The sequence below is a fragment of the Amycolatopsis sp. NPDC051102 genome (assembly GCF_040682815.1).
GTDB lineage: Bacteria > Actinomycetota > Actinomycetes > Mycobacteriales > Pseudonocardiaceae > Amycolatopsis.
In genome coordinates this window covers 1,337,000-1,350,002 of the sequence record NZ_JBFBBT010000001.1, presented here as the reverse complement: position 1 = coordinate 1,350,002, position 13,003 = coordinate 1,337,000, and the positions used below count along the sequence as shown (strand labels likewise).

The 13,003-nt window shown below is 71.9% G+C and carries 10 protein-coding genes; 4 read left to right on the top strand and 6 right to left on the bottom strand.

The annotated features are described in order from the left end of the window. Nucleotides 1-24: 24 nt before the first annotated feature. The 4 genes from AB0M93_RS05725 to AB0M93_RS05710 form a co-directional block, all read right to left on the bottom strand. On the bottom strand, nt 25-2,010 hold the full coding sequence (locus AB0M93_RS05725) for an ATP-binding protein (protein WP_364268750.1): 1,986 nt from the start codon (nt 2,008-2,010) through the stop codon (nt 25-27). Then, nucleotides 2,007-2,666, bottom strand: coding sequence for a DUF4255 domain-containing protein (locus tag AB0M93_RS05720; RefSeq protein WP_364268748.1), 660 nt, complete (start codon nt 2,664-2,666; stop codon nt 2,007-2,009). The genes AB0M93_RS05725 and AB0M93_RS05720 overlap by 4 nt, the downstream gene beginning before the upstream one ends. A 111-nt stretch (nt 2,667-2,777) precedes the next feature. After that, nucleotides 2,778-5,048, bottom strand: a complete 2,271-nt coding sequence (locus AB0M93_RS05715) for an ATP-binding protein (RefSeq protein WP_364268746.1) — start codon at nt 5,046-5,048, stop codon at nt 2,778-2,780. Nucleotides 5,049-5,151: 103 nt separating this feature from the next. Beyond that, a complete protein-coding gene (locus AB0M93_RS05710; protein ID WP_364268744.1) occupies nt 5,152-6,642 on the bottom strand; it encodes a right-handed parallel beta-helix repeat-containing protein in 1,491 nt (496 codons plus the stop codon). A gap of 579 nt (nt 6,643-7,221) precedes the next feature. Between AB0M93_RS05710 and AB0M93_RS05705 the strand changes: the two genes are divergently transcribed. Then, entirely contained in the window at nt 7,222-8,043 is an 822-nt protein-coding gene (locus AB0M93_RS05705; protein WP_364268742.1) for a hypothetical protein, read from the top strand. A 59-nt stretch (nt 8,044-8,102) separates the two neighbouring features. Here AB0M93_RS05705 and AB0M93_RS05700 read toward each other — a convergent pair whose 3' ends face one another. Further along, a complete protein-coding gene (locus AB0M93_RS05700; RefSeq protein ID WP_364268740.1) occupies nt 8,103-8,600 on the bottom strand; it encodes a hypothetical protein in 498 nt (165 codons plus the stop codon). A gap of 16 nt (nt 8,601-8,616) precedes the next feature. After that, the gene (locus AB0M93_RS05695; RefSeq protein WP_364268738.1) at nt 8,617-10,050 is read right to left on the bottom strand and encodes an amidohydrolase family protein; all 1,434 of its coding nucleotides are present in this window, start codon (nt 10,048-10,050) and stop codon (nt 8,617-8,619) included. Nucleotides 10,051-10,171: 121 nt separating this feature from the next. On the opposite strand from AB0M93_RS05695, the gene AB0M93_RS05690 reads away from it, so the two are divergent. From AB0M93_RS05690 to AB0M93_RS05680, 3 genes are all read left to right on the top strand, one after another. After that, nucleotides 10,172-10,981 (top strand): IclR family transcriptional regulator C-terminal domain-containing protein, encoded by an 810-nt coding sequence (locus AB0M93_RS05690; protein ID WP_364268736.1) that lies wholly within the window; start codon nt 10,172-10,174, stop codon nt 10,979-10,981. A 67-nt stretch (nt 10,982-11,048) separates the two neighbouring features. Further along, nucleotides 11,049-12,206, top strand: a complete 1,158-nt coding sequence (locus tag AB0M93_RS05685; RefSeq protein WP_364268734.1) for a CaiB/BaiF CoA-transferase family protein — start codon at nt 11,049-11,051, stop codon at nt 12,204-12,206. After that, on the top strand, nt 12,199-12,993 hold the full coding sequence (locus tag AB0M93_RS05680; RefSeq protein ID WP_364268732.1) for a citryl-CoA lyase: 795 nt from the start codon (nt 12,199-12,201) through the stop codon (nt 12,991-12,993). The genes AB0M93_RS05685 and AB0M93_RS05680 overlap by 8 nt, the downstream gene beginning before the upstream one ends. Nucleotides 12,994-13,003: the final 10 nt, after the last annotated feature.

The following is a 13,003-nucleotide window of genomic DNA, read 5'->3' as shown; positions in this document are numbered from 1 at the left end:
GCGAACGCTGCCCGAAGGGGCAGCTCAGCCGTCGGTCACCATCGCCAGGTACGGGCCGAACTCGCGGTCGAGGCACAGCCGGCCCAGCTTGCGGTACTCCCGGGCCACCGCGCCGACCAGGTCGCTCATCGACACCGGGCGCCCCGCCTCGGCCGCCAGGTACGCGCCGGTGACCGCGGCCGAGCGGATGTGGCCGCCGGCCAGTTCGAAGGCCTCGGCCAGGAACGGCAGGTCCAGGTCCGCGCTGCGCGGCAGCCGCGCGCCCAGGCAGCGGTCCCACAGGCGGTGGCGGAGTTCGACGTCCGGCAGCGGGAAGTCCACGATCACGTCCAGCCGCCGGGTGAACGCCTCGTCCAGGTTGGCCCGCAGGTTGGTCGCCAGCACCGCGATGCCGTCGAACGTCTCCATCCGCTGCAGCAGGTACGCGCTTTCGATGTTGGCGTACCGGTCGTGCGCGTCGCGGACCTCCGACCGCTTGCCGAAGATCGCGTCCGCCTCGTCGAACAGCAGGACGCCGTTGACGCCGGCGGCTTCGGTGAAGATCCGTTCCAGGTTCTTCTCCGTCTCGCCGACGTACTTGTCGACCACCGTCGCCAGGTTCACCGTGTACAGGTCCAGCCCCAGCGAAGCGGCGATGACCTCGGCGGACATCGTCTTGCCCGTCCCCGAGTCCCCCGCGAACAGCCCGGTCACGCCGCGGCCGCGCCCGCCGCCGGGGCGCATCCGCCACTCGTCGAGCACCTGGTCGCGGTAGCGCGCCCTGGCCGCCAGTTCGTCCAAAAGGGACAGCACGCCGGCCGGGAGCACCAGGTCGGGCCAGCCGACCGCCGGCTCGATCCGCCTCGCCAGCCGTTGCAGGCCGGCGGCGTTCTGGCTGCGCGCGCCCGCCCGGACGTGGGACGTCCGGACCAGGCCGTCGTCGGCCAGCGCGGTCACCGACGCGGCCTTCGCCGCGCGGGCGATCTGCCCCGGCCCGAGCACGAAGTGCGCGGTCGCCTCCCCCGGGTCGACGTCCGGGGCGAGCCGGCCGTCCAGGCTGCTGCGCCACAGTTGCGCGCGATCCGCACCCGACAGCGGCAGCGCGTCGAGCTGCAGCGGCGGCGTGCCGCTCCACCGCGGGTCCCAGGTGCCGGTGCCGTGCACCACCAGCGGGATCGCCGGGTGCGCCAGCTCGTCCAGCCGCGGGTCCTCCACCGGGCCCAGCACGATCCCGGCGCCGCGCAGCAACGCCTCGCGCCGCAGCGACGCCGTCAGCTCGCCGTGGCCGGGGCCGGCCTGCCAGCGCGCCGCGTCGACCACCAGCGCCGGGCGCCCGGCCGCGGCCAGCGCGCCGACACCGAGGTCCTCGGCCCCGCCACCGGGGTGTTCCTTCAGGTAGACCAGCCCGACGCGGCCCTCGATCGCGCGGGCGAGCCGGTCGCGGCCCGGGACTTCGACGAGCTCGGTGCCCAGGTGCGCGCAGCCGGCGAGTTCGGGCGCGAGCCGGTCGTCGCCGAGCAGGTGGTTCACCACGCGGTCGGGGACGCGCAGCGTGCGCGAGAGGAACGGCCGTTCGTCGTCGCCCACGGTGAGCAGGCCGCAGCTGATCAGCGGGGAGCCGGCGTCGAGCCGGGCGCGTCCGGTGGCCGAGGCTTCGGCGATTCCGCACAGGCGCAGCGCCAGCCCGGCGGTCGCGCGGCGGCGGGTCACGTCGTCGTTGAGGTAGCCGTAGAACTGCTCGAACCGGCTGTCGAGGTCGGGGGCGAGCGCGACCAGCAGCAGTTCGACGTCGACCCCGGTGAGGTCCGCGCGGTCGGCGAGCGGGCGCAGCCTGCCGTCCGGGACGGAGTCGGTGAACGGCGCGAACGGCTCGCGGTGGCCCTCCAGCAGCGCGTCGATCGTCTCGTTCGACAGGTACAGGCCGCGGAACGGGTCGTCGGGGTTCGGGTCGGCCGCGCGCCGGACGTCGACCGCGTCGCGGATCCGCTGTTCGAGCCGCGCCAGCCGGCCGAACAGGTACTCCAGGCTCACCGGGGGTTCCGGTGGGTCCGCGCCATGGCGACCCGGCGCTGCCCGCCGACGGCCCCGGTTTCGGACACCCGGTGCCCGACGAGCTCGCCGTCGCCGGTGTCGAGCTTGAGGCCCTCCTTCGCCGGCGGCCCGGCCGGGTAGACGCGCCCGGTGTGGATCGGCGCGGAGACGACGACGTCCAGCGACGGCTTGAGCTCGCCGCCGAGCGCGGTCCACACGTCGGCGAACGCGCGGTCCTCCGGCGGTGGCAGCGCGACGGTCATCGGCACCGGCAGCCCGGTTTCGGCCAGCGACCCGGTGAGCACCTCGGCCGGCACGGCTTCGTAGCGCAGCAGGCCGAGCAGCAGGTCCGACAGCACGCGGTGCTCGTCTTCCGGCCGCTGGGTCCACGCGGTGACCAGGTAGGACAGCTTGACGTGCTTGGGCGGCAGGTGCCGCGCGGCGACCTCGCCGCGCTGGTCGTACTCGTTGAGCAGCCCCCGCGACCGGCGGCGCATGTCCTCGCGCACGTCGTAGAGGTAGATGTTGACAGTCGGCGCGTTGCGCCGGGCCGCCCAGTCCTTGGTCGGCGCGTCGAAGGCGACCTCGACCTCGCTGCCGCGCAGCGCTTCGTCCTTCACCAGCCGCCGAAGCGCCTCGTCGACCTCGTGGATCACCGGCGGACCTCCTAGCACTGGCGGTCCTCCCACGATGATCGCGAGCAGCCGGCCCGGCCAGCCGCGCAGCGGCAAACCTTCGGGTACGCCCGGCTGCCCGTACGGGCAGGGTCAGCTCAGGCGGGTGAAGACGAAGTCGGCGGCGAGGCCGTGATCATCGCTCCACTCGCCTTCGTACCGGAGCTGGGGATCGGCCGAGACGAGCTCTCCGTGATAGGACTGGTTGCCGTCGGAATCGGAGTCGGTGGCGGAGAGGCGCGTCGGGCCCGGGGCGGCCACCGCGACGAAGTTGCTGCTTCCCGGCAGGCCGTTGATGGTCCACTGACCGCCGTAACAGGGCTCAGAGCCGGCGCACCGGCTCTGGTCGAGCCGGTGCAACGTGATCGTGCCCGTGTCCGGATCGCTCCAAGGATTACCGTAGACGCGCTTCTTGGAGAAAATGATCTGCCACTTCCCGGTCAGGTCGGGAGCAGCGGTGGCCGCGGTGGCGGGGTGGTCCGGGACCGTCGCGCCATCAGCGGAACCGCCGAGCGGATCACCGGGGCCGGAACCGGGCGGCCGCGACGGCCGGGCCGCCGGATCGGGCGACGAAACGGCCGGCGGCGGCGCGGGCGGCGGCGAGGCCGCCGCGCTCGGCGAGGCCCCGGCTGCCGGTGGCGCGCTCGTCTGCGGGGGAATCTTCGGCGCCGCGAGCGCGGACAACGAACTCGGCGCGCTACCGGCCCGAACGGCCGGGCCGGCGGACGCGGGTAGCCCGAACAACCCGCCGGCGAGGAGCAGGATCGCGGCGACGGCCTTGCGCAGCACGCCCGGGTGCTCCTGCGCCAGCCTGAACGCCGCGGTGTCGAGGAACGGAACCCGCAGCATCAGCTGGGAGACGGATTCCGCACCCCGGCCGAGCGCTCCGGGCGCCCGGGCGAGCAGCCCGTCGCGCTGCGCGCCGGCCCGGTCGGCGAGCCGCCGGTCGCCGTGTTCCCTGGCGGAGTCGATCAGCGCCGTGAGGAGCTCGGCCGCCTCCGCCACCCGCTCGGTGTCGGCCCGGCGGGTGGCCAGCGCGTAGGTGAAGTAGGCGATGTCGGTGCGGGAACGGGCGCGCCGGGCCGCGCGGAGGCCGAGCCCGAGTACCTCGTCGCCACGGCTCCACCACGGCGTCGGCAGGAGTTTCACCGACACGATCCGCGCGAGCACCAGGGCGTCCCACGGCCGGTCGTGCGCCAGCAGCCGGCGCAGGGTGCGTTCGAGGACGCCCAGTTCCGCCGCGATCTGCCCCGCCCCGGCTTGTTCGCCGGCCCAGGCGGTGATCCGGGCGAACAGCGGCCACGGTTCGGCCGGTGCCACCGCCTCCGGGACGTGCGGGCGCACCCGGTAGCGGCCCGAATCGTGCTCGACCAAGCCTGCCTCTTCGAGCTTGCGCAGGCCGCCGGCCGCCAGCAGGTCCCTTCCCCAGGAGGCATCGGGGAAGACCAGGAGTTCCTTCAGCGTCGTCACCGCGGGCTCGCCGAGCTTGGCGAGCGCGCGGTCGACGATCATGGCGTACGCGTCCGGGTCGGCCACGTCGGGCGCGATTCCCTGCACCCCGGCGGTACGCAACGCGGCCGCGAATTGCGCCAGCCTGCCCGGGTTGCCGTCGAAAGTGTCGTGGATGCGCCACGCTCGACGTTTTTCTGCAGCCGAAAGGGGGGTTCCGAGCTCGTTTTCCCACAGTTCGAGCCCGTCGGCCAAAGTCAGCCCGGCCAATGGCAGCGTTTTGATCACCGGGGCGTAATCGGTGCGCCGGGAAGCGATGACGAACACGCTGCCCGGCATCGCGTCGAGCAGTTGACGGAGTTCCCCGGCCGGCCACTCGACCCCGTCCAGGACCACGAGAGCTCGGACGCGGCCGAGCAGGCGCCGCGCGGCCGCCGGTTCGGCGTCGTAGCACTCCAGCGCCAGGTCGTGCAGCACGTCGTCGGGGGTCGTGCCGGGGGCGAGCACCCGCCGCAGCACCCCTTCGCAGCCGGGGACGGTGCCGGCGGAAAGCACCGCTTCGCCGCCTGCGTAGAGCAGAAACAGGGTCTTGCCGATGCCGGCGGGGCCGCCGACCAGCACGTGCCGCCCGGCGGCGAGCTGCTCGCGCAGTTCCGCCAGTTCACGGTCACGTCCCAGGCACGCGGCTCGCTGCGTCCACGGCAACGAAGACGGCAGGCTCTTGCGCCGGACGATGCCGGTGGCTCGCCGACGCTCGTCGATGGCGTCGAGCAAGCGTTCCAGCATCGGCTCGTCCGGCACGGTCACCTGGTAGAGGTGGCCGACCTGGACGAATCTGCCGCGAACGTTCTCGGCGGTGTTGGTGATCGTCACGTGTTCGGCTGCGGCGGGGTCGCCGGATTCCGTGGACTCCACTCAGCGTGCTCCTCTTCCGACGGAGGAGAGCAGAGTAGCGCGATTTCGAAATGGTCCGGCGACACCCCCGCGGTGTCAATCTTTTGTCCGGGAAACGGCGTGATCAGCAGCGCGGCATCACGTCGTCGAAGGAGGCGCAGTTGTCCTGGTACCAGGGGCTCGACTGCCACTGGTCCGCGGTCAGGATCCGGGACGTGTCCCCCGCGACGAACTTCCACGGGCCGTAGTAGGAGTTGCTGAACCAGTAGTTGCCCTGGTCGCGGGTGATCGCGTCCTGGACGAGCGTGCCCTTGTACGGGGACCAGGACGGGTACGTTCCGTAGTTGGACAGCAGGGCCATCTTGCCGCAGACCCCGTTCGTGCAGCCCGCGTGGTCCGGGTCGAAGCGGAACGTGTTGTCGTGGACCTCGACCAGCTGGGTCTTCCAGCGGCAGTCGTCGTACAGGGGCGCGGAATCGATGCCCGGGGACGAGCACTGCGTGCGGTCGGTGACCAGCTTGGTGCAGGTGTTGATCGAGGTGTTGGCCGGGCTGTTGCAGAACCGGTCGGCGTTCTCCCAGGCGGTGATGCCGGACCAGTTGTCCTCGAAGGTGTTGTCGTAGATGTCGATCAGGTGCGTGCGGGCCGGCACCCGGGGCTCGCCGCCCGACTCGGACAGGTAGACGCTCGCGACCGGGAAGTTGTCGCCGCGGTCGGCGCGGCGCTTGCCCGCGACCAGGCTGTTGCGGCGCAGGACGTTGTCGCGGAACACCAGGTTGTAGCTGATCTCGTAGAACAGCGCCTCGGCGTCGTTGTCCTCGATGAGGTTGTTCTCGATCAGGAAGTCGTTGTTGTCGGTGTCGGCCCAGAGCCCGGCGCCGTGGTTGTGGTGGATCCAGTTGCCGCGGACGTCGGCCTTGTCGACCACCCAGAACTTGACCCCGCCGCTGCACCCGCAGCCGGGGCTGCGCGTTTCCCAGTCGTCGGTGTTGTTGCCCGAGATTTCGTTGCCCTCGACGATCAGCGCGGTGATCGCGTTGTCCGAACGGTAGGCGTTCATGCCGTATTGCCCGTTGTTGCGCAGGCAGCTGTGCCGCACCTCCTGCCGGGCGCCGGCCATGATTCCCGCGCCTTTGTTGTTCTGCACGGTGGTGTTTTCGATGATCCAGTGCTCGCCGGAATCGTGGTTCACCACGCCCTGGTCCTGCGGGGCGACGAAGTTCTGGATGGTGAGCCCGCGGATGACGACGTCCTTCGCCTGCTGGGTGAAGGCGGCCCGGTTGATGCCCTGCCCGTCGAGCACCGCACCCGGTGCGCCGAGGTAGACGTCGCCGTCCTTGGGGATGACCTGCCCGAACGGGTCCGCGGCCAGCAGGTGCGTGCCCGGCGGCAGCCAGAACGTCGTGCCCGGGGGCGAATCCTGGGATTTGCGGTAGAGGTCGCCGGGCACCGCCGCGTCGACGGTGACGGCGCCCGCGGGCGCCGCGGTGTCGGCCACCGGCTGGTGGTCGCACACCGGTCCGGGTGTCACCGCGTCGTCGGCCGCGGCCGGACCGGGCGGGACGAGGAACGCGGCCAGCAGAACGGCGGCAAGAATCGACCTCAGGTGCAACATGCCGTGAACCTACGCAACTTCTTCGCAGAATGCTTTGGGCCGATCGTGTCGATTCTCCGGCTTTCGGGTGTACCAAGTCACGAACAATTCAGTGATTACTCCACGACCGTGAATACCGTGGGAACAATGGGTGGACGGTTCTGTTATCGTGGCCGGGCCGGGGTTCCCGGCCGGATTTCCCCGCCGGCGGCCGGCCCCGGCGAACCAGCCCGTGCCGCCGTCTGCCGGAGCGGGGACACCGCCGGCCGGCGGACGACGTCACCCACTGTCACCCCGGGCGAGAGCACCCGCACCGGCGCCGCGGCCGGGTTCACGATTCTTCGGGTTAAACAGAGCACTACCTGAGCGAGTGATTTCCTGCCATTCATCCCGGCCATCCCGGCGCGGGCGGCCTAGGCTTGTCCGACCCCCTTCCGGATCTGTCCTCCACTCGGCGGTTCTCGCACACCGATCGGGTATCTGCGCAGGTCAAAGCCCTACTCGGGCCGGTAGCGTCCATACCGGACAGAACTTCTGCCCCGACGTCCGGACCCCCGATTCAAACCGGCGTCGCACTCAGGAAGGGAACCCCGAGAAATCATGTCCACATTGCGACGACTGGCTGTCGCCGGCGCTTTCGCACTGCCGCTTTCCCTCGTCATCGCCGGCCCGGCGACCGCTCATCCGCTCGGCTGGCCGAACGACTCGTGGAGCGCCGAGAGCTCCGGTGCCTGGGCCGGCATCGGTGGTGCGGGCACGACCGACACCGACGAAGGCGGCACCTGGTGGGGCCACCACTGGTCCGGCCAGGAATCCACCATGGCCGGCGTCGGCGGCGCCGCCGTCACGAGCAGCGAGGAATCCGGCGACTACCACGACTGGAACCAGCCGTGGCACCACGCCTCGCACGGCAGCTGGTACGGCGACAACGACAACGACGGCTGGTACGGCCACGACAACGACAACTGCGGCTGCGACTACGAGGGGGATGACTACCACCACCACGACAGCTACCCCGCGACCCACCACGTCGTGAGCCACCCCGACCCGGTCGAGGAGGCGCCGGTCGTCCACAGCCACCCGGCGTACGACGGTGACGACTACGACCACGCCAGCTACGGTGCCGAGATGCACTCGGCCGGTATCGACGGTGCGACCACGGGGCACGTCTGGAGCCACGCGGGTGAGCACTACGCCACCTACGACGCGGAGAAGCTGACGGCCGGTCCGTACGGCGCTTCGTCCGAGGGTGCGCACTCGGTGGCCGTGCCGGACTACGCGGGTCACCACTCGTGGTACACCGCGGCGGGCATCGACGGTGCCGCGGCGCACTCGGTGACCGCGGAGGCCGACGCCTCGGACAGCAACCACGCGTGGGCCTACCACGACGCGGACGACGACTACGACTACGACCAGGGCTGACGTCCAGGTCGAAGCCGGAGCTGAGCGAGCCGGGTCCGCACTCCGCGGGCCCGGCTCGCTCAGCTCGTGGTGGCCAGCAGCTGCCGCACCGCGGCCGACTTGGCCTCGTCGAGGAACCGCAGGCCCATGAAGTTGTCGCCGGGGTTGAACCCGGGCAGCGCCCAGATCGCTTCGTAGGGCAGCTCGACCCGCCGGTAGCGCCGCAGGCTGTAGACGTTGCTGAACACGCACTTGCCCGGGTCCGGCCGCCACAGGCGGCGCGCGAAGTCCGGGTTCCGGAACCCGTGCCCGACCTCCGCGGCGGCCTGGACGTGCTTGCGGCCGGTGAACAGCACGACGTCGCCGGTGGAGACGGTGTCCATCCGGCGGTCGTACTTGTCCTTGGCACCCCAGAACCGCGCCCGGCCGCCCGGGTGCAGGGTGTTCAGGCGGGCGAGGTCGGCGGGGTCGAGCAGGCCGGCGAACTCGCGGAAGGCGACGGTCCGCTCGAGGGACTCGGCGCCGTACCGGCGGGCGTCCGCGGTGCCGTAGGCGGGCTGCACGAAAACCTGGGCCACGGACGGCAACGGTAGCTCAGCCGCCGTGGGTGCTGTCGCTCTGGTAGTCGGTGTAGGTGTACGGGTTGTCCAGGATCTTCGTCTCCGGGACGTCCGGGTTCATCCCCTGCCGCCACGCCTCCTTCCCCAGCTGCGCGCGCAGGTGCTCCACGGTCTGCTCGACGCGCCGCCGGACCGCGGGCAGGTCGACGCCGACCAGCTTGCCGTCGCGCTTGACCACCCGGCCGTTGACCAGCACGGTGTGGACGTCGCCGCGCTGAGCCTGGAAGGCGACGTGGCCGTAGGGGTGCAGCAGCGGGAACGACACCGGGGAGTCGTCGTTCTTCAGCAGCACGACGTCGGCCTTCTTGCCGACCTCGAGACTGCCCAGGTCCGAACGGCCGAGGGCCGCGGCGCCACCGCGGGTGGCCCACTCCACCACCTGTTCCGCCCGCAGGGCCGCGTGCGTCACCGTCTCGCCCTCGGCGTGGGCCTCCAGGTGCTCGCGGGACCGGTCGGCGCCGAGCGTGGCGCGCATCGCCGAGAACAGGTCGCCGCTCCACCACACCGAGGTGTCCATCGACAGCGACACCGGGATGCCGTACTTGCGCAGCGCCCAGGTGGGCGGGTAGCCCTGACCGGCGCTCTGCTCGCTCTCGGTCGAGACCGACACCGACCCGCCGGTGGCGGCGATCCGGTGGTAGGAGTCCGCCGACAGCGACGCGCCGTGGACGTAGATCGTCTCCGGGGTCATGAACCCGTGGTCGTGCATCAGCCGGATGCTGTCGTCGCCGGTGGCGCCCCAGACGCCGGCGTGCGTGGTCACCGGGACGCCGAGCTCGCGGGCCACTTCGAACGCGGGCTTCTCGGGGAACGCCGGGTCGCCGGTGACGTCGAAGGCGAGCTGGAAGCCGAGCAGGTCGTCGCCGGTGATGCGGCGGGAGACGAAGTCGCGGAACTCCGGCGTCCCGGTCCAGTTCGCCGGCGAGTCCTGGATGTTGCCGTAGGCCAGCACGAACCGGCCGGGCACCGCCTGCAGGGCGTCGGCGGCGGCGTCGGCGTGCTGGGTCGTCTGCAGGCCGTGGGACCAGTCGACGGTCGTGGTGACGCCGGCTTCCAGGGCCTCCAGCGCGCCGAGCAGGTTGCCGGCGTAGATGTCTTCGGGGCGGAACACCTTGCCCCACTCGAGGTAGTACCAGACGAAGTACTGGGTCAGCGTCCAGTCGGCGCCGTAGCCGCGCATGGCGGTCTGCCACAGGTGGCGGTGGGTGTCGATCATGCCGGGCAGCACGATGCCGCCGGCGGCGTCGATCTCGGTCGTGCCGGGCGGGACGTCCAGCGCGGGTCCGATCGCGGTGATCCGGTCGCCTTCGACGAGGACGTCTTCGCCGGGCAGGACGCGGCGGGCGTCGTCGAGGGTCAGCACCGTGCCGCCGCGCAGGACGACCGGACCGTCGGTGGACTGCGTCATCGCTGCCTCCGTACACTCGTCCGCTCTACGGACAATCACTGGACGCAGTCACCTTTGCCGAGCGCCGCGCCGGTGTCAATCCCCGCCGCTACGCTGCGGTCAGCGAAGAGGGAGGTGGCGCATGCCACGCGAGGGCACCGGTCCCGATTTCATCGAAGCGCTGGCGCGCGGGCTCGAGGTGATCACGGCGTTCGGGCCGCACCGGCCGGAGATGACGCTCGCCGAGGTGGCCACCGCGACCGGCCTGGCCCGCCCGACCGCCCGCCGGATCCTGCTCACCCTCGAGGAGCTCGGCTACGTCCGCACCGACGGGCGCGGCTACGCGCTGACCCCGCGCGTGCTCGACCTCGGCGTCGCCTACGTGCGCTCGATGGGCCTGTGGGACGTGGCCCGGCCGCACCTGGAGCGCCTGGTCGCCCGCACGAACGAGTCGTGTTCGATCGCCCAGCTCGACGGGTCGGACATCGTCTACGTCGCCCGGGTGGCCGTGCCGAAGATCGTGGGCCTGAGCGTGCAGATCGGCACCCGGTTCCCCGCCCTGCCGACGTCACTGGGCAAGGTCCAGCTGGCCGCCTTGCCGCCGGCGGAGCTGGAGGCGGTGCTGGCGCAGCCGACCCGGTCGGGGCTGGTGCCGCGCTGGCAGCCGGATCGCGCCGAGCGCGACGCCGAGCTGCGCGAGGTGCGGGCCCGCGGCTGGGCGCTCACCGACGAGCAGCTCGCGCTGGGCATCCGGTCGGTGGCGGCGCCGCTGCGCGACGGGTCCGGGCGGGTGATCGCCGGGGTCAACGTCAACTGCCACGCCGCCGAGACGCCCGTCGGCAAGCTGCTCGAGCACCACCTGCCGCTGCTGTTGCAGACCGCCGGGGAGATCAGCGCCGACTTCGCGCGGCTGGACAGCGTCCCCCACGTCACCGTCCCCGCGGCGCCTTGACCTCGGCGACACTCGGGAGCAAACTGCGGACACTAGTCCGACAGGCGGACATGAGTGGAGGCGTTGCGTGGAACCACCCACCGGTCCGCTGTCCGGGCTGCTGGTCGCGGACTTCTCGCGGGTGCTGGCCGGCCCGTACGCCACGATGCTGCTCGCGGACATGGGCGCCGACGTCGTCAAGGTGGAGGGCCCGCAGGGCGACGAGACGCGCACGTGGATGCCGCCGGTGCGCGGGGACGTCTCGACTTACTACCTCGGCGTCAACCGCGGGAAGCGGTCCATCGCCCTGGACTTGCGCGACGAGGCGGACGCCGCCGTCGCCCGGGAGCTGGCGGCTCGCGCGGACGTGCTGATCGAGAACTTCAAGCCGGGTGGCCTGGCCAAGTACGGACTGGACTACACGGCGGTCAGCCGGGCCAACCCGGGGTGCGTCTACGCCTCGATCAGCGGTTTCGGTGCCGGTGAAGGCGCGCACGTCCCCGGTTACGATCTGATGGTGCAGGCGATTTCGGGCCTGATGAGCCTGACCGGCGATCCGGACGGCCCGCCGTACCGGGCCGGGATCTCGGTGTTCGACGTCATGGCGGGCAACCACGCCGTGATCGGCATCCTGGCCGCGCTGCGCCACCGCGACACCGCCGGCGAGGGCCAGCACGTCGAGGTCAACCTGCTGTCCTCGGCGCTGACCGGGCTGGTCAACCACAGCTCGGCCTACGCCGCCGGTGGCGTGGTGCCCTACCGGATGGGCAACGCCCACCCCAGCGTCTTCCCCTACGAGCCGCTGCCGACGGCCGATAACGACCTGATCGTCGCGGCGGCCAACGACGGGCAGTTCCGCCGGCTGTGCGAGGTGCTCGACCTGCCCGGGATCCCGGACGACCCGCGGTTCGCCCGCAACGCCGACCGCACGAAGAACCGCGAGGAGCTCCGGCCGATCCTCGTCGAGCGGCTCGCCCGCCGCGGGGCGGTGGAGTGGTTCGACGCGCTGACGAAGGTCGGTGTCCCGTGTGGACCGATCAACACGATCGACGGCGGGTTCGCGATGGCCGAGCGCTTCGGGCTGGACCCGGTCGTCGAGGTCGGCGAGGGCGACCGCGCGGTCCCGACGACCCGCCACCCCATCCGGTTCTCCGCGACGCCGGCGGGCTACCGGCTGCCGCCGCCGGAGCTCGACGAGCACGGCGCCGAGCTGCGGGCGTGGCTGACGGAGGCCGCCGATGAGTGACGCGGTCTACGAAACCGCCCTCGGTGCGTCCACAAAGGACAAGATCACCCTGCTCGGTCACGACCTGGCCGAGGACGTCATGGGCACGGTCGGGTTCGGCGAACTCGCCTTCTGGCTGGCGACGCAGCGCCGTCCGTCACCAGGAGAAACCCGGGTCTTCGAAGCGGTGCTCGCCGCGCTGGCCGACCACGGCTTCACGCCGACCGCGATCGTGACGCGGCTGACCTACCTGTCCGCGCCGGACTCGGTCCAGGGCGCGCTGGCGGCCGGCCTGCTGGGCGGCGGGTCGCGCTTCCTCGGCGTCACCGAGGACTGCGGCCGGTTCCTGCACGACGTCCTGTCCGAAGTGGACACCCTGCCCGACGGCGACGAGGGCTGGGACGCGCTCGCGCTCGAAACCGTCGAAAAGCGCCGGGCGGCCAAGAAGTTCATCCCCGGGCTCGGGCACCACGTGCACAAGGACGGCGACCCGCGCACGCGGCGGCTGTTCGCGATCGCCGGCGAAGAGGGCCTGCGCGGCCCGCACCTGGAACTGTTCGCCGCGATCGGCCGGGTCCACCCGCGGGTGCTGGGCAAAACCCTGCCGCTCAACGGCGCCGGCGTCTGCGGTGCCGCGCTCGCCGACCTCGGGCTGCCGCTGGAGCTGCTGCGCGGGTTCGCGCTGCTGGCCAGGACGGCCGGGCTGATCGGGCAGCTCGCCGAGGAGCTGCGCCACCCGGTCGCCAACGACATCTTCCTGTCGGTCGACCTGAACAACCGGTCGGTCCCGCCGGATCCGCACGCCTGAGAGGAACGCC

Bases quoted from the DNA above. Each gene is read 5' to 3' on its own strand.
- AB0M93_RS05710 (WP_364268744.1), bottom strand. From the start codon at position 6,642: ATGTTGCACCTGAGGTCGATTCTTGCCGCCGTTCTGCTGGCCGCGTTC.
- AB0M93_RS05705 (WP_364268742.1), top strand. From the start codon at position 7,222: ATGTCCACATTGCGACGACTGGCTGTCGCCGGCGCTTTCGCACTGCCG.
- AB0M93_RS05695 (WP_364268738.1), bottom strand. From the start codon at position 10,050: ATGACGCAGTCCACCGACGGTCCGGTCGTCCTGCGCGGCGGCACGGTG.
- AB0M93_RS05690 (WP_364268736.1), top strand. From the start codon at position 10,172: ATGCCACGCGAGGGCACCGGTCCCGATTTCATCGAAGCGCTGGCGCGC.
- AB0M93_RS05680 (WP_364268732.1), top strand. From the start codon at position 12,199: ATGAGTGACGCGGTCTACGAAACCGCCCTCGGTGCGTCCACAAAGGAC.